Below are 15,274 nucleotides of genomic sequence, written 5' to 3'. Positions count from 1 at the left end.
GGCTTCTCCCCGCAGGAGAAGCCTCACGGTTTTCAGAAGCCGCGCTGCTCTTTGATGAGCTCCCAGGCTTTCTGGATCTCCTGCGCTTTCTGCTTCGCCATTTCCATCATCTCCGGCGGCAGCCCTTTGGCCACCAGCTTGTCCGGATGATGCTCGCTCATTAGTTTACGATAGGCGCGCTTGACGGTTGTGGCATCATCGGTCGGTTTCACGCCGAGCACGTTACAAGCGTCTTCAAGGGTTGGGCCGCGCTGCGCCTGTTGCCAGCCGCCATTGCCGCCGCGCTGACCATAGGATTGCTGCTGCGAGCCGCCGCCGAACTGCGCGCCGCCCTGCATCATACGCAGGAACTGCTCGAACTGCGCGCGCGAGATACCGAGCTCGTCGGCGATAACAAACAATACTTCGCGCTCATTGGGATGTAATTCGCCGTCGGCGAAGGCCGCCTGCAGCTGAATTTCCAGAAACATCCTAATTAAATCGAAGCGACCAAAGCAGACGCTGCGCAGCTGACGCATTTTCTCGCGCAGCGGATAATTATCGGCCTTACCGGCGCGAAAAGCCTGCTGCGCCGCGGTGCGCGACTCGCCGTGCAGGTTCATTCGATCCATCAGCACATTCGCCACATGAATATCGGCTTCCGTGACGCGACCTTTCGATTTGGTCAGATGCCCCATCACTTCAAAAGTGGTGGAAAAGAACAGCGACTGCCGCTCCTGCTGGTTGGCAAATAAATTCAGGCGACGGCTACGGGCCCGGTCAAACATATGGCCGACTAAAAAGCCAAGCACCACGCCCCAGAAGCCGCCACCCATCAATAATGCAACCGCTACACCAATCACTTTACCCAAATACTGCATAGACTCCCCAATCTTTCCGCTACCAGTTAAGCTATATCTGACCGCACGTTACCAAGCGTTGACGCCACGGTCATGTGGGACATCGCCTATAATTTGCTTTATCATACTCGCCATTCTACACGGTGCCTAACGCTCAGAAACGAAACGAGCGGATTAAGACTAGCGCGATTAAGATGAGTACGTTAGGCTCTGACCGTTTGCAAGCCGCTGCCACAAGATGACGGAACAACAAATAAAACGTATGAAAAAACGTATCCCCAGCCTCCTGGCCACCATGATCGCCAGCGCCTTGTATAGCCAACAGGGCATGGCCGCCGATCTCGCCACGCAATGTATGCTTGGCGTGCCAAGCTATAATCGCCCTCTCGTTGAAGGGAAGCCTAACGATCAGCCGGTGACGATTAACGCCGATCATGCGAAAGGCAACTACCCTGATAATGCCGTATTTACCGGCAACGTTGATATTAATCAGGGGAATAGTCGCCTGCAGGCCGACGAGGTGCAGTTGCATCAGCAGCAGCCGGCGGGACAACCGCAGCCGGTGCGTACCGTTGATGCGCTTGGCAACGTTCATTACGACGACAACCAGGTCATTCTGAAGGGACCAAAGGCGTGGTCGAACCTGAATACCAAGGATACCAACGTCTGGAAAGGCGACTATCAGATGGTTGGCCGTCAGGGGCGCGGTACCGCCGACCTGATGAAACAACGCGGCGAAAACCGCTATACCATACTTGAAAACGGCAGCTTCACCTCCTGTCTGCCGGGCTCTGATACCTGGAGCGTCGTCGGCAGCGAAGTTATCCATGACCGCGAAGAGCAGGTTGCCGAAATCTGGAACGCGCGCTTTAAGCTTGGTTCCGTCCCTATTTTTTATAGCCCGTATCTGCAGCTTCCTGTCGGCGATAAGCGCCGTTCCGGTTTCCTGATCCCTAACGCCAAATACAGTACTAAAAATGGCGTTGAGTTCTCGCTGCCTTATTACTGGAATATCGCACCGAATTTCGACGCCACGATTACGCCGCACTACATGAATAAACGCGGCGGCGTGATGTGGGAAAACGAATTCCGCTATCTGACCCAGGCGGGCGCAGGTTTATTTGAATTCGATTATCTGCCGTCTGATAAAGTGTACGAAGACGATCATCCTAACGACAGCAACAGCCGCCGCTGGATGTTCTACTGGAACCACAACGCGGTTATCGATCAGGTCTGGCGTCTGAACGCCGACTACACCAAAGTCAGCGATCCGGATTATTTTAACGACTTCAGCTCCAAGTACGGTTCCAGTACCGACGGCTACGCGACGCAGAAATTCAGCGCCGGTTACGTTAACCAGCATTTTGACGCCACCGTGTCGACCAAGCAGTTCCAGGTCTTCGACCGTAGCTCAAGCAACTCCTACGGCGCCGAACCGCAGCTGGATGTTAACGCCTATCAGAATGACGTTGGCCCGTTCGACACCCATCTGTATGCGCAGGCGGTGCACTTCGTCAACACCAACGGTGATATGCCGGAAGCAACGCGTCTGCACATGGAGCCGACGATCAACCTGCCGCTGTCTAACGGCTGGGGAAGCATCAACACCGAGGCGAAGCTGCTGGCGACGCATTACCAGCAGAGCAATCTCGATAAGTACAACGCGGCCAACGGTACCGATTACAAAGATTCCGTTAACCGCGTGATGCCAGAGTTCAAAATTGACGGCAAATTGGTCTTCGAGCGCGATATGCAGGAGGGTTATACCCAAACCCTGGAACCGCGCATGCAGTACCTGTATATCCCGTATCGCGACCAGAGCCACATCGGCGTCTACGACTCGACCCTGCTGCAGTCCGACTATAGCGGCCTGTTCCGCGACCGCTCCTACAGCGGTCTGGACCGTATTGCCTCGGCAAACCAGGTCACCACCGGTCTCACATCTCGCGTATATGATGACGCGGCCGTTGAACGTTTTAATATTTCCGTTGGTCAAATCTACTATTTCACCGAGTCTCGGACCGGTGCGGACAACATCAACTGGGAGAATAACGACACCACGGGTTCACTGGTGTGGGCCGGCGACACTTACTGGCGCATCTCCGATGACTGGGGTTTACGCGGGGGGATCCAGTATGATACGCGTCTGGATAACGTCGCAACCGGCAACGGAACCATTGAATACCGCCGCGACGAAAACCGCTTAGTGCAACTGAACTACCGTTATGCGAGTCCGGAATATATTCAGGCGACGCTGCCTTCGTATTCCACCGCTCAGCAGTACAAAGAGGGTATTTCTCAGGTAGGTATGACCGCCAGCTGGCCGATTGTCGATCGTTGGTCTGTGGTCGGCGCATACTACTTCGATACCAATACCAAAAAAGCGGCTAACCAGATGTTAGGGGTGCAGTACAACTCTTGCTGCTACGCTATCCGCCTTGGCTACGAACGTAAGCTCAACGGCTGGGATAACAACAGCAACGGCGGCGAGAGCAAATACGATAACACCTTCGGTATCAACATCGAACTGCGTGGTCTGAGCTCCAACTACGGTCTTGGCACCCAGCAGATGCTGCGCTCGAACATTTTGCCGTACCAGAGCTCCCTGTAAGGCGTCTGGTTTAAAACGTAATCCGCATTTGCGGTTAATTGAAATGGAAAAAGTATGAAGAACTGGAAAACGCTGCTTCTCGGTATCGCCATGATCGCGAATACCAGTTTCGCCGCCCCGCAGGTGGTCGATAAAGTAGCGGCTGTCGTCAATAATGGCGTTGTTCTGGAAAGCGACGTCGATGGTCTGATGCAGTCGGTGAAGCTCAACGCTGGTCAGGCGGGACAGCAGCTGCCGGATGACGCCACCCTGCGTCATCAGATCCTCGAAAGATTGATCATGGACCAGATCGTTCTGCAAATGGGGCAGAAAATGGGCGTAAAAGTCAGCGACGATCAGCTTGATCAGGCCATCGCTAACATCGCCAAACAGAACAACATGTCGATGGATCAGATGCGTAGCCGTCTGGCCTATGAAGGCATCAACTACAACACCTACCGTAACCAGATCCGTAAAGAGATGCTGATTTCGGAAGTGCGTAACAACGAAGTGCGCCGCCGCATCACCGTGCTGCCGCAGGAAGTTGAAGCGCTGGCCAAGCAGATTGGCGATCAGAACGATGCCAGCACCGAGCTGAACCTGAGCCACATCCTGATCGCGCTGCCGGAAAACCCGACCTCCGATCAGGTTGCGGCTGCGGAAGAACAGGCGAAGTCCGTCGTTGAACAGGCCCGTAGCGGCGCTAACTTCGGCAAACTGGCTATCACCTATTCCGCTGACCAGCAGGCGCTGAAAGGCGGCCAGATGGGTTGGGGCCGTATTCAGGAGCTGCCGGGCATCTTCGCGCAGGCGCTGAGCACCGCGAAGAAAGGCGATGTTGTCGGTCCGATTCGTTCCGGCGTCGGCTTCCACATCCTGAAAGTGAACGATATGCGCGGCGGCAGCCAGAATATCTCCGTCACCGAAGTTCATGCCCGTCACATCCTGCTGAAGCCGTCGCCGATCATGAATGACGCCCAGGCCCAGGCGAAGCTGGAGCAGATTGCGGCAGACATTAAGAGCGGTAAAACGACTTTCGATAAAGCAGCGAAAGAGTTTTCTCAGGACCCGGGCTCCGCCAACCAGGGCGGCGACTTAGGCTGGGCAACGCCGGATATCTTCGATCCTGCGTTCCGCGATGCGCTGATGCGCCTCAACAAAGGCCAGACTAGCGGTCCGGTTCACTCCTCCTTCGGCTGGCACCTGATCCAACTGATGGATACCCGCAACGTCGACAGAACCGACGCCGCGCAGAAAGACCGCGCTTACCGCATGCTGATGAACCGCAAATTCTCTGAAGAAGCGGCAACCTGGATGCAGGAACAGCGCGCCAGCGCTTACGTCAAAATTCTGAGCAACTAAAGTTCAGCCCTCTGCGCCACGTTAAGACGTGCCGGAGGGTAGACCGGTCACCCCAGCAAACGCTGGGGTTGACTGCGTAGCCGGGCAATAACGAGCCCGAAGGAACGTTTCTATGCAACGTGTTGTTATCACTCCCGGCGAACCCGCAGGGATTGGTCCCGACCTTGTCGCCGAGCTTGCGCAGCGCGACTGGCCGGTTGAACTGGTTATTTGCGCCGATGGCGCCCTGTTAACTGACCGAGCCTGCCAGCTCGGTCTTCCTTTATCGCTCCTCCCCTACGATCCAACGCGCCCTCCGCAGCCGCAGCGGGCAGGAACGCTCACGCTGCTTTCCGTCCCCCTCAACGCGCCGGTGCAGCCGGGCGTGCTCGATGTCGAGAATGGCAGTTATGTGGTGGAAACGCTGGCGCGCGCCTGCGATGGCTGCCTTAATGGCGAATTCGCGGCGCTGATTACCGGGCCGGTGCACAAAGGCAACATCAACGACGCCGGCATCTCCTTTACCGGTCATACCGAGTTCTTCGAAGAGCGCGCTCACGCCAGTAAAGTGGTCATGATGCTGGCGACCGAAGAGCTGCGGGTCGCGCTGGCCACGACCCATCTTCCGCTGAAGGCAATAAGCGAGGCGATTACGCCGGAGCTGCTGCGCGAAGTGATTACCATCCTGGATGCCGATCTGCGGCATAAATTTGGTATCGCTCAACCGCACGTGCTGGTTTGCGGCCTGAATCCCCACGCCGGCGAAGGTGGCCACATGGGGACGGAAGAGATCGATACCATCATTCCGGTGCTGGAAGAGATGCGGGCGAAGGGCATGAATCTTAGCGGTCCATTGCCTGCGGATACCCTTTTTCAGCCAAAATATCTCGATAATGCCGATGCGGTACTCGCGATGTACCACGATCAGGGCCTGCCCGTGCTAAAATACCAGGGCTTTGGCCGTGGCGTGAATATTACGCTCGGTTTACCTTTTATTCGTACCTCCGTTGACCACGGTACCGCGCTGGAATTAGCCGGACAGGGAAAAGCGGACGTCGGCAGTTTTATCACGGCGCTTAATCTCGCCATCAAAATGATTGTTAATACCCAATGAATAATCGAGTCCATCAGGGCCATTTAGCCCGTAAACGCTTCGGGCAAAACTTTCTCAACGATCAGTTCGTGATCGACAGCATTGTCTCGGCCATCAATCCACAGAAAGGCCAGGCGATGGTCGAAATCGGCCCAGGTCTCGCCGCGCTGACCGAACCGGTCGGCGAACGCCTCGATCAATTAACCGTTATCGAGCTGGACCGCGATCTGGCGGCCCGCCTACAGACGCATCCGTTCCTCGGACCTAAGCTGACCATTTACCAGCAGGATGCGATGACCATGAATTTCGGCGAACTGTCGGAGAAAATGGGCCAACCGCTGCGCGTCTTCGGCAACCTGCCGTACAACATCTCAACGCCGCTGATGTTCCACCTCTTCAGCTATACTGATGCCATTGCCGATATGCATTTTATGCTGCAGAAGGAAGTGGTTAATCGTCTGGTTGCCGGGCCGAACAGTAAAGCGTATGGTCGTTTAAGCGTAATGGCGCAGTACTACTGCCAGGTGATCCCGGTACTTGAAGTTCCGCCGACCGCCTTTACGCCGCCGCCAAAAGTGGATTCTGCCGTCGTGCGTCTGGTGCCGCACCGCACCATGCCGTACCCGGTGAAGGATGTCCGCGTGCTGAGCCGTATCACAACTGAAGCCTTCAACCAGCGCCGTAAGACCATTCGTAATAGTCTCGGCAATCTGTTTAGCGTTGAAGTGCTGACGGAGCTGGGCGTCGACCCGGCGGTACGTGCGGAAAATATTTCTGTAGAGCAGTACTGTAAGATGGCCAACTGGTTATCCAACAATCTGCCTTCGAAGGAGAGCTAACCATGATTAATTCGCCTCGTGTTTGCGTCCAGGTGCAAAGCGTCTATATCGAATCGCAATCTTCTCCGGAAGAAGAGCGCTACGTCTTCGCTTACACCGTCACCATTCGCAACCTGGGGCGGAGTCAGGTTCAGCTTCTCGGCCGCTACTGGCTTATCACCAATGGACACGGTCGCGAGACGGAAGTCCAGGGTGAAGGGGTGGTCGGCGAACAGCCGCACATCCCTGCCGGCGAAGAGTATCAATATACCAGCGGCGCGGTTATCGAAACGCCGCTGGGCACCATGCAGGGTCACTATGAGATGATTGATAGCAACGGCGTGCCGTTCAATATCGAGATCCCTGTCTTCCGTCTCGCAGTTCCAACGCTTATACATTAAAACAATGGCTACATACCTTATTGGCGACGTTCATGGTTGCTACGATGAACTGATCGCATTGCTGGAGCAGGTGGAGTTTAACCCTGATACGGACACACTGTGGCTCACTGGCGATCTGGTCGCACGCGGCCCCGGCTCTCTGGAAGTGCTGCGGTTTGTGAAAACGCTCGGCGATAGCGTACGCATCGTATTGGGCAACCATGACCTGCACCTGCTGGCGGTATTTGCCGGCATCAGCCGCAACAAACCCAAAGACCGCCTGACGCCGCTGCTGGAAGCGCCCGACGCTGACGAACTCCTTAACTGGCTTCGTCGCCAGCCGTTGATGCAGGTGGACGAAGAGAAAAAGCTGGTGATGGCTCATGCCGGCATCACGCCACAGTGGGATCTGGAAACCGCCAAACAGTGCGCGCGCGATGTCGAAGCCGTGCTGGCCAGCGACTCCTATCCGTTCTTCCTCGACGCGATGTACGGTGATATGCCGAACCACTGGAGCAATGAGCTCAGCGGCCTGGCGCGCCTGCGCTTTATCACCAACGCCTTCACCCGCATGCGCTATTGCTTCCCGAACGGCCAGTTGGATATGTACAGCAAAGAGGCGCCGGAAGACGCGCCCGCCCCGCTGAAGCCATGGTTTGCCATTCCGGGCCCTGTCGCTCGCGAGTACAGTATCGCCTTTGGCCACTGGGCGTCGTTGGAAGGCCGCGGTACGCCGGAAGGGATCTACGCGCTGGATACCGGCTGCTGCTGGGGGGGCGATCTGACCTGCCTGCGCTGGGAAGATAAAACGTATTTCACCCAGCGTTCCAACCGCCAGAAAAGCCTCGACGAGGGCGAAGCGGTCGCCTCCTGAGTCGATCCCGGATAGTGGCGCGCTGCGCCTTATCCGGGCTACCCGCGGCGCCGTTTTTTTGTCGGGTGGCGGCTACGCCTTACCCGACCTACGGCCTGTACCGTTGTGAGCTGAAGCTCTCAACTCTACCTCTCTCCCCATGGCTACTGAAACTGCCGGTGTTGGTGGCCTCAAAATCGCTGAGACGTTCCCGGCAGGCCGGGGCAGCCCGCATGGATGCGGGCTGAGGGCCGTGATTTGCAAGGACGCTGCCTCGGCCCGACCCGAAGCCTGCAGGGATAAGTCGAAGGCACCACGAAGTGGCGATTTTGGCGGCCAGAGCCCGGGAGTACAGAGGGCGGCGGCGACTGGCCGCCCTCTGTGCGCTCCCTGCGCCATGAGAGACATAACGCAGAAGAAATATTGGGAGCGCAATATGTTCGGAAACAGCACAGAACAACCGCTTTTCCAGGAGCGAAACCATTGCAAACTGATAACAGTATCTACCCACGGCGCCGTTTGTTTACCGGGTGGCGGCTACGCCTTACCCGACCTACGGCCTGTACCGGATGGTCGCCGGGATATTCCTGATAAAACAAAACCCCGGCCACGCCTGACGCGACCGGGGTTTTTAATCCATGCGATTTCGCTTAACGGCGCTCGAGGATCTCGAAGCAGTAGCTATGGGAGTTTTGCGCATCGGCATCGTGGAACTCGCTGAATACCGATTCCCATTCGTCCGGATCGTAATCCGGGAAATGGGTATCCCCTTCCACTTCCGCATCAATATGGGTCAGGTAGAGTTTGTGCGCTTTTGGCAGGAACTGCTCGTAAACGCGGCCACCGCCGATCACCATAATCTCTTCCGCGTCGCCGCAGGCGGCAATCGCTTCATCAACAGACTTCACCCACTGCACGCGATCGTCGCTGCCCGGCTTGCTGCTGATAACGATATTTTTACGTCCTGGCAACGGGCGACCGATGGATTCCCAGGTCAAACGCCCCATAACCACCGGCTTGTTTAAGGTATTACGTTTAAACCAGGCGAGATCGGCAGGCAAGTCCCATGGCATAGCGTTCTCCATGCCAATTACGCGATCTACAGCTAACGCCGCAATCAGACTAATCATTGAAAATTTCCCGAATGCAAAAAATTGCCGCCACTATACGGAAAGCGTAATACTTCGTCGACTGAACGAAGAGTAAAGAACATGAAAATTTTTAGATTTGCTGGCGAGCCCACGTAACCCTTATGAGCCGCCAGATCAGGAACTAAATTGAAAACAAAATGTTAGCTGTAAAGTTAACGCAACATTTGCTTACCACCTCAGGTTGAAGGCTTATTCTCCGGCTCATCGCGAACGTCTCCGGTGTGCCGTCCTTCTTCAGTGCCTTGCCAGCCGTGACGCTGCACCAGCGACAGATGATTACGGTCCTCGTTGATAATGCCGGTAAGCATATCGCTGGTCCGTTTAAACACCGCCACCCGCGAGGCGGCATCATTTTCCGCCATCGCCACCATCTCTTCTACCATCTGTTGGTTGAAACGACGGAACAGATCGGCGCGCTCGCGGGCCTCATAAGCGCCAAGGCCCAGGGCTTCCAGCGTCATGCGGCCGCTTTTCAGCGCCGATTCGAAGGTCTCACGCTCCGGCGCTTCCACCCCGGCCTGGCGCAGCTGAATGTAGTGATCGACATCGCGGGCACGCGAAATGATCTGCAGATGCGGGAAGTGCTCTTTCGCCAGCTCCACCAGTTGCAGGCTGGCCTGCGGGTCGTCGATGGCGTTAATCAGCACTTCTGCCTTTGCCGCTCCTGCCGATTCCAGCAGATCCACTCGCGTGGCATCACCGTAAAACACCTTCATATCGAACTTGCGCAGGGTATCAACGTGATCCGGATCGTGATCGAGGATAACCATTTTCACGCCACTGGAAAGCAGCACGCGCCCGGCAATCTGCCCATAGCGGCCAAAACCGGCGATAATCACTCGCGGCTGCTCTTCGTCAATCTCGTCCGCTTCGCGCTCCTGGCCGCTGGCGGATTTCTCCATCCGCGTCAGCAGCACCAGCAGGATGGGCGTTGCCGCCATGGATAACGCCACCGCCAGCGTCAGCGCCTTCGCCCATTCACTATCCAGCACATCGGCCATCTGCGCGGCGCCGAAGACCACGAAAGCGAACTCACTCCCCTGCCCCAGCAGCACGGCAAACCAGCGGCGCTGCGCGCGCGGTACGCCCAGCGGTTTAGCAATCAGCCACAGCATCAGGGCCTTGATCGCCAGGAAACCCACCAGCAGGATCAGGATACGTAGCGGATGGGTGACGAGGGTACCAAAGTCAATAGACATGCCGACGCCGATAAAGAACAGCCCCAACAGCAACCCTTTAAACGGTTCGATATCGCTTTCCAGCGCATGTCGGTATTCCGAACTTGCCAGAAGCACCCCGGCAAGAAACGCGCCCATCGCCATCGACAGTCCCACTTCTTCCAGCAGCAATCCGAAGCCGAACACCAGGAACAAGGCCACGGCGCTGAATACTTCGCGCAGGCCGGAACGGGCAACGAAGCGCAGCACCGGCCGGGTCAGATAGCGCCCTAACAGCACCACCAGCGCCAGCGCGCCGGCGACTTTCAACGCCGACAGCGCAAACGCGGCCAGGGTCGTTGAGCCGCCGCTGGCCGCCAGCAACGGGATCATCGCAACCAAAGGAATAGCAGCGATATCCTGGAACAACAGCACGGCAAAAGCGCTACGCCCCAGTTGCGTCACCGTCAGGTTACGTTCATTCATCGCCTGCATCGCAATCGCCGTCGACGACAGCGCCAGCGTCATCCCGATGAGCTCCGCAACCTGCCAGCGCAATCCAAGCAGCATGCAGAACAGCCCGATAAACGCGCCGCACACCACCATTTGCAGCGCGCCGCCGCCAAATACCGAGGCGCGCAGCTTCCATAAGCGCTGCGGATCCAGCTCAAGACCGATGACAAACAGCATCAGTACGACGCCGATTTCGGCGAAATGCAGAATCGCCTCAGCGTCAGTGACCAAGCGCAGCCCCCACGGGCCGATAACGCAGCCGGCGATCAAATACCCCAGTACCGACCCCAGCCCCAGACGCACGGCGATCGGCACGATAAGCGCAGCGGAGCCGAGGTAGATCAGCGCCTGTATTAGCGTATGGCTATCCATTGTTATGCGCCTCCTGCCATTCGATTAAGCGTTGACGATAATGACGGGCCTGCGCCTGCAGCGTTTCGTCATCGCAGATAAAGGTACAGTGCATGGCAAACGGCGGCAGCCATTTCATGCCACAGTACAGCGCCGTCGCCTGCAGAGGCTGCGCCAGCACGTCAAAGCCGGGGAATGAACCAATATCGAAATGGCTTTCGCCGCCGCCGGTAGTAACCGCCCACATCAGCGATTTACCATGCAACGCAATACCATTGTGGCCGTACGCCCAGCCGTGAGACAGCACTTTATCCATCCACAGTTTTAGCAGCGGCGGTACGCTGTACCACTGCATTGGATGCTGCCAGATAACCAGATCGGCGCGCGCCAGCGCCGCCTGCTCGGCAGCGATATCGATATTGAAGTCGGGATATAGCTCATAGAGGGAGCGTATCTCTACGCCATCAAGCGTCCCTGCTTGCTCAAGCATCCGTTTATTCGCATGCGAGTGATGCGGATAAGGATGCGAGTAAATTATCAGAATCATGAATAGGCCTGTCTTTTGTATTCTTGTAGCAGTGAGTGTAGACAGTTAACTCGCTCACTGAAAGGGGGGAATAGCGAGAGAAAAGTCAATCACAGCGATTGCCAAGTTTTCCTGCCGTAGTGACATGTTGGTAAGCAAAACACGCGTTGATACCGAAAATAATCCACTCTACGAATTAATAATTATCAATAATACAATCGTCATATATTTTAAGGGAACCTTAAAGCATTATTTAATAAATAACCCTATACACCATAGAAAGTAAATCCAATAATTTTACGCTCTTCGTTTTGAGCCCATTCTTTACACTAAATATAAACACTAATTTATAGCGATATCCCGGACCGCTATTTACTCAAATGGATGTGTACATGAGCAATAAACACTTTGAACTAAACAGAACAACCAAAACGCTGGCAAGGATATTTCCCGCCTTATTAATGTTAACGCCAATAGTCGTTAGCGCTGCCACGATTGATCAGTCAACCTCAGAGCCGCAAGACTTCTCCGTCGACGCGGAGTACGTCATCAATAGAGACGTCACCATCTCTTCCGCAGAGAGCACCCCGGCGGTATCCGTTAGCGGAATGAACGTCAAAAAAATCACTAATGAAGGCAATATTGCAGGAACGGGGATCGGTCTGGATATTAATATCGAAGGACAATCCGTTGAAATAAATAATAATGAAAATGCAATTATTTCATCTGCAACTGATAATGCCGTTAACGTGCAATCAATGGCGGGTGCGATTAATAATAGTGGAATCATTACTGGCTCCAACAACGGTATTTTCGTTAGCGAAGAGTCATCGGCAATTAGTATCACCAATACCGATACCGGCGTGATCACCGGCAAAAACGGCCTGAGTTCGCAAATTGGCGTCGGGTTAGATAACAGCGGCGCCATCACTGGTACCGCTGGTGATGGTGTGGCGTTAAGCGACGGCAACAGCAAAATTAGCAACAGCGGCACCGTGCAGGGCAGCCAAAACGGGATCAACGTCGTTGATAGCGCGAAAGCCGATATTATCAACAGCGGTTTACTCGGCGGCGGCGGTACGGCCGTCATGTTTGCCAGCAGCAAACATAACAGCCTGGTGCTCAATACCGGCTCTTCCCTCATCGGCGATGTCATCTCCACGGGCTCTACAGGTAACACACTCTCGCTGGTGGGCTCTGGTACGGAAGACAGCAATTTTGTCGGCCTTCATGATGGCGACGGTTTTGCCTCCGTGAAAATGAACGGCGAGGCCTGGACGCTCACCGGCAACCTGGACATCATCGGCAGCGGCGATTCCCTCCAGGTTAATAGCGGTCAGTTAACGCTGGCGGGCGCTGTCGCTAATAGCGGCAACACGCTGGTCGCGGAAGCGGCCACGCTACAGTTGGGCAACGGGCAGAAAACCGCGACCCTCACCGGCAGCATGACCAACAATGGCACAGTGATCTTCAATCAGGGAAGCGACTCTACGTTTGCCACCAGCATCATCGGTAGCGGCAACGTGGAAAAAGTCGATGCCAATACCCTGACCTTAACCGGCACCAATCGCTATACCGGTAATACCCTTCTGAAAAGCGGCACCACTCTGGTCGCGGAAGGCGCCACTCTCGGTGTAGCAGACAGCGACGCCACCATCACCATCGAAAATGGCGCGCAATTTGCCAGCGCCGGCGAAGTGAATAACAACATTGATATCCTCAGCGGCGGTATCCTCGCGGCGTGGAATGCGGTTGAAGGTAACGCAACGCTAAGAACATCCGGCGTCGATACGATTAACGGCAATGTGACCAACAGCGGTACGCTGTTACTCAGCGCCGCCGATAATAGCGTTGGCAACAATTTTACGATTAACGGCGACTATACCGGTTCCGCCGGCAGCCAGATCGTAATGAACAGCACCCTCGGCGAAGACAGCGCGCCGACCGACCATCTGTCCATCACCGGCAGCAGCTACGGGCAGTCTGGCGTCAGCATCGCCAATATCGGCGGGCTGGGCGCACAAACCGTTAATGGTATGGAGATTGTCAGCGTTGGCGGCAACTCCGAGGCGCAGCTCACCTTGTCCAAACCGGTTGTCGCCGGGGCTTATGAATACGGTCTGTATCAACACGACAACGGCAACTGGTATCTGGAATCCAAAGCGACCCCGTCTGACGATCCGTCGGATGATACTGACGATGGTGACAGCGGCAGCGATAGCGGCACTGATGGCGGCAGTGGCACTGATGGCGACAGCGATAACGGCAGCAATACCGATAATGGCGGTCAATCCGCGCCAGAAGTGATGGCGCCGGAAGTCGGCGCTTATCTGGGTAACTACCTTGCTGCGCAGAGTATGTTCCTGCATAAACGTGACGATCGCGACCAGCTCACGTTCCGCAACGAAGACAATCTGAACACCTGGATGTACGTTAAGGGCCGCTATCATGAGAACGATGCCGGCGGCGATAAAGTCAGCTATGACACCACTACCACCGTGCTTCAGGTCGGCAGTGATTTCATGAGCAAGCCGATGGACAAAGGGATACTGCGTGCCGGCGGCATGTTTGGCGCGGGCCAGGCGAAAACAGACTCGGATGCGAAACACAACGTGCGTGACGCGCAGGGTAAAGTCGACGGTTTCAACGTTGGCCTGTACGCGACCTGGCAGGAAGATCCGAAATTACGTCTGGGCAGCTACATCGATACCTGGGCGTCCTACAGCTGGTATAACAACACGGTCACCAGCAATCGCAACAATGAAAAGTATGATAGCAAAGGTTTTGCCGCCTCTGTCGAAGTCGGCCATGCCTGGGTGATCCCTTCAGACAATGCGCGTACGTGGAAGATTGAACCTCAGGCGCAGATGATCTACAGCTATCTCGATCAGGAAAATCATACCGACCCGGATGGCGTGCGGGTGACAACCCTCGACAACAACAGCCTCTTTGGCCGTCTCGGCGTGAAGAGCAGCTACTTCGAGCAGCAAGATGTTAAAGCATGGCAGCCTTATGTCGCCGTGAACTGGCTGAAAGGCGCGGGTCAAAACGATCTGGCATTCAATGGCGAAAAAGTCAGCAATGATACGCCGGACGATCGCGGTCAGTTAGAGCTGGGCATAACCGGCAATGTGAACGAGACCACCACTCTCTCGCTGCGCGCCAGCGGCGAATGGGGTGAAAACAGCTACGCCGCGTATGGCGGCCACATTCTGCTGAATCACCGTTGGTAATCGCTATACCCTGAAAGGTAAAAAGCAGTGGCCGAAGCCACTGCTTTTTTTTTAGTTATCCAGCTCGTCCATTGACTTCACCTGGTCGCGATTAATCTGCTCCACGCGACCGGTTTCCGCATTTTTGTAGGATACAAGGCCTGTATCATCATCGACCTGCGGCTTACCGCTGGTCACAATTGTTTTGCCATCTGTCGTTTTGAGCGACTGATTTGATGAGCAACCTGCCACAAATACCATCGCCGTTGCCGCCAGCGCGGATGCCACCAGAATTTTGTTCCGCATTGTATCCTCCTGTCTTTTCATCAATTGGTATCGTTATCGTGCTAACTATAGTTAGCCTGACCCGGCAGGCAGATAAAAGCAGAACTCTCCGAAGATGATTGCCATAAAAAAAAGGGCCGACGATATCGTCAGCCCCTGTGTGTC

12 protein-coding genes are annotated in these 15,274 nt (G+C 55.5%); 7 read left to right on the top strand and 5 right to left on the bottom strand.

All coding sequences use genetic code 11. From position 1 onward, the window contains the following. Positions 1-32: 32 nt before the first annotated feature. Positions 33-860: a co-chaperone DjlA gene (djlA, locus tag ABLU80_RS09180; RefSeq protein WP_015704375.1), complete on the bottom strand. Its 828-nt coding sequence runs from the start codon at positions 858-860 to the stop codon at positions 33-35. A gap of 241 nt (positions 861-1,101) precedes the next feature. Here djlA and lptD point away from each other — a divergent pair, with 241 nt between their 5' ends. The 6 genes from lptD (at position 1,102) to apaH (ending at position 7,935) form a co-directional block, all read left to right on the top strand. Continuing rightward, on the top strand, positions 1,102-3,450 hold the full coding sequence (gene lptD, locus ABLU80_RS09175) for an LPS assembly protein LptD (protein ID WP_020079626.1): 2,349 nt from the start codon (positions 1,102-1,104) through the stop codon (positions 3,448-3,450). 54 nt (positions 3,451-3,504) lie between these two features. Beyond that, the gene (gene surA, locus ABLU80_RS09170; protein ID WP_015368289.1) at positions 3,505-4,791 is read left to right on the top strand and encodes a peptidylprolyl isomerase SurA; all 1,287 of its coding nucleotides are present in this window, start codon (positions 3,505-3,507) and stop codon (positions 4,789-4,791) included. A gap of 112 nt (positions 4,792-4,903) precedes the next feature. Continuing rightward, complete coding sequence (gene pdxA / locus ABLU80_RS09165) at positions 4,904-5,884, top strand: 4-hydroxythreonine-4-phosphate dehydrogenase PdxA (protein ID WP_045363446.1); 981 nt, start codon at positions 4,904-4,906, stop codon at positions 5,882-5,884. Continuing rightward, on the top strand, positions 5,881-6,702 hold the full coding sequence (gene rsmA, locus ABLU80_RS09160) for a 16S rRNA (adenine(1518)-N(6)/adenine(1519)-N(6))-dimethyltransferase RsmA (RefSeq protein ID WP_015368291.1): 822 nt from the start codon (positions 5,881-5,883) through the stop codon (positions 6,700-6,702). Before pdxA ends, rsmA begins: the two co-directional genes overlap by 4 nt. Before the next feature lie 2 nt (positions 6,703-6,704). Then, the gene (apaG, locus tag ABLU80_RS09155) at positions 6,705-7,082 is read left to right on the top strand and encodes a Co2+/Mg2+ efflux protein ApaG (RefSeq protein ID WP_015368292.1); all 378 of its coding nucleotides are present in this window, start codon (positions 6,705-6,707) and stop codon (positions 7,080-7,082) included. A 4-nt stretch (positions 7,083-7,086) separates the two neighbouring features. Beyond that, a complete protein-coding gene (apaH, locus tag ABLU80_RS09150) occupies positions 7,087-7,935 on the top strand; it encodes a bis(5'-nucleosyl)-tetraphosphatase (symmetrical) ApaH (protein ID WP_015368293.1) in 849 nt (282 codons plus the stop codon). 629 nt (positions 7,936-8,564) lie between these two features. Here the strand turns inward: apaH and folA are convergent. The 3 genes from folA to kefF form a co-directional block, all read right to left on the bottom strand. Continuing rightward, complete coding sequence (gene folA, locus ABLU80_RS09145; protein WP_015368294.1) at positions 8,565-9,044, bottom strand: type 3 dihydrofolate reductase; 480 nt, start codon at positions 9,042-9,044, stop codon at positions 8,565-8,567. Between the two features lie 197 nt (positions 9,045-9,241). Further along, a complete protein-coding gene (gene kefC, locus ABLU80_RS09140; RefSeq protein ID WP_015368295.1) occupies positions 9,242-11,107 on the bottom strand; it encodes a glutathione-regulated potassium-efflux system protein KefC in 1,866 nt (621 codons plus the stop codon). Further along, the gene (gene kefF, locus ABLU80_RS09135; protein ID WP_015704370.1) at positions 11,100-11,633 is read right to left on the bottom strand and encodes a glutathione-regulated potassium-efflux system oxidoreductase KefF; all 534 of its coding nucleotides are present in this window, start codon (positions 11,631-11,633) and stop codon (positions 11,100-11,102) included. Before kefF ends, kefC begins: the two co-directional genes overlap by 8 nt. Positions 11,634-12,004: 371 nt before the next feature. On the opposite strand from kefF, the gene ABLU80_RS09130 reads away from it, so the two are divergent. Then, the gene (locus ABLU80_RS09130; RefSeq protein WP_348849913.1) at positions 12,005-14,845 is read left to right on the top strand and encodes an autotransporter outer membrane beta-barrel domain-containing protein; all 2,841 of its coding nucleotides are present in this window, start codon (positions 12,005-12,007) and stop codon (positions 14,843-14,845) included. 51 nt (positions 14,846-14,896) lie between these two features. Here ABLU80_RS09130 and ABLU80_RS09125 read toward each other — a convergent pair whose 3' ends face one another. Beyond that, entirely contained in the window at positions 14,897-15,130 is a 234-nt protein-coding gene (locus tag ABLU80_RS09125) for a YgdI/YgdR family lipoprotein (protein WP_015704368.1), read from the bottom strand. Positions 15,131-15,274: the final 144 nt, after the last annotated feature.

The organism is Klebsiella sp. CN_Kp104 (genome assembly GCF_040064515.1).
Taxonomy (GTDB): domain Bacteria; phylum Pseudomonadota; class Gammaproteobacteria; order Enterobacterales; family Enterobacteriaceae; genus Klebsiella; species Klebsiella aerogenes.
This window is presented reverse-complemented; position numbering and strand designations above follow the sequence as displayed.

Coding starts and splice junctions, on each gene's coding strand:
- djlA (WP_015704375.1), bottom strand. CDS start 860: ATGCAGTATTTGGGTAAAGTGATTGGTGTAGCGGTTGCATTATTGATG.
- lptD (WP_020079626.1), top strand. CDS start 1,102: ATGAAAAAACGTATCCCCAGCCTCCTGGCCACCATGATCGCCAGCGCC.
- surA (WP_015368289.1), top strand. CDS start 3,505: ATGAAGAACTGGAAAACGCTGCTTCTCGGTATCGCCATGATCGCGAAT.
- pdxA (WP_045363446.1), top strand. CDS start 4,904: ATGCAACGTGTTGTTATCACTCCCGGCGAACCCGCAGGGATTGGTCCC.
- rsmA (WP_015368291.1), top strand. CDS start 5,881: ATGAATAATCGAGTCCATCAGGGCCATTTAGCCCGTAAACGCTTCGGG.
- apaG (WP_015368292.1), top strand. CDS start 6,705: ATGATTAATTCGCCTCGTGTTTGCGTCCAGGTGCAAAGCGTCTATATC.
- apaH (WP_015368293.1), top strand. CDS start 7,087: ATGGCTACATACCTTATTGGCGACGTTCATGGTTGCTACGATGAACTG.
- folA (WP_015368294.1), bottom strand. CDS start 9,044: ATGATTAGTCTGATTGCGGCGTTAGCTGTAGATCGCGTAATTGGCATG.
- kefC (WP_015368295.1), bottom strand. CDS start 11,107: ATGGATAGCCATACGCTAATACAGGCGCTGATCTACCTCGGCTCCGCT.
- kefF (WP_015704370.1), bottom strand. CDS start 11,633: ATGATTCTGATAATTTACTCGCATCCTTATCCGCATCACTCGCATGCG.
- ABLU80_RS09130 (WP_348849913.1), top strand. CDS start 12,005: ATGAGCAATAAACACTTTGAACTAAACAGAACAACCAAAACGCTGGCA.
- ABLU80_RS09125 (WP_015704368.1), bottom strand. CDS start 15,130: ATGCGGAACAAAATTCTGGTGGCATCCGCGCTGGCGGCAACGGCGATG.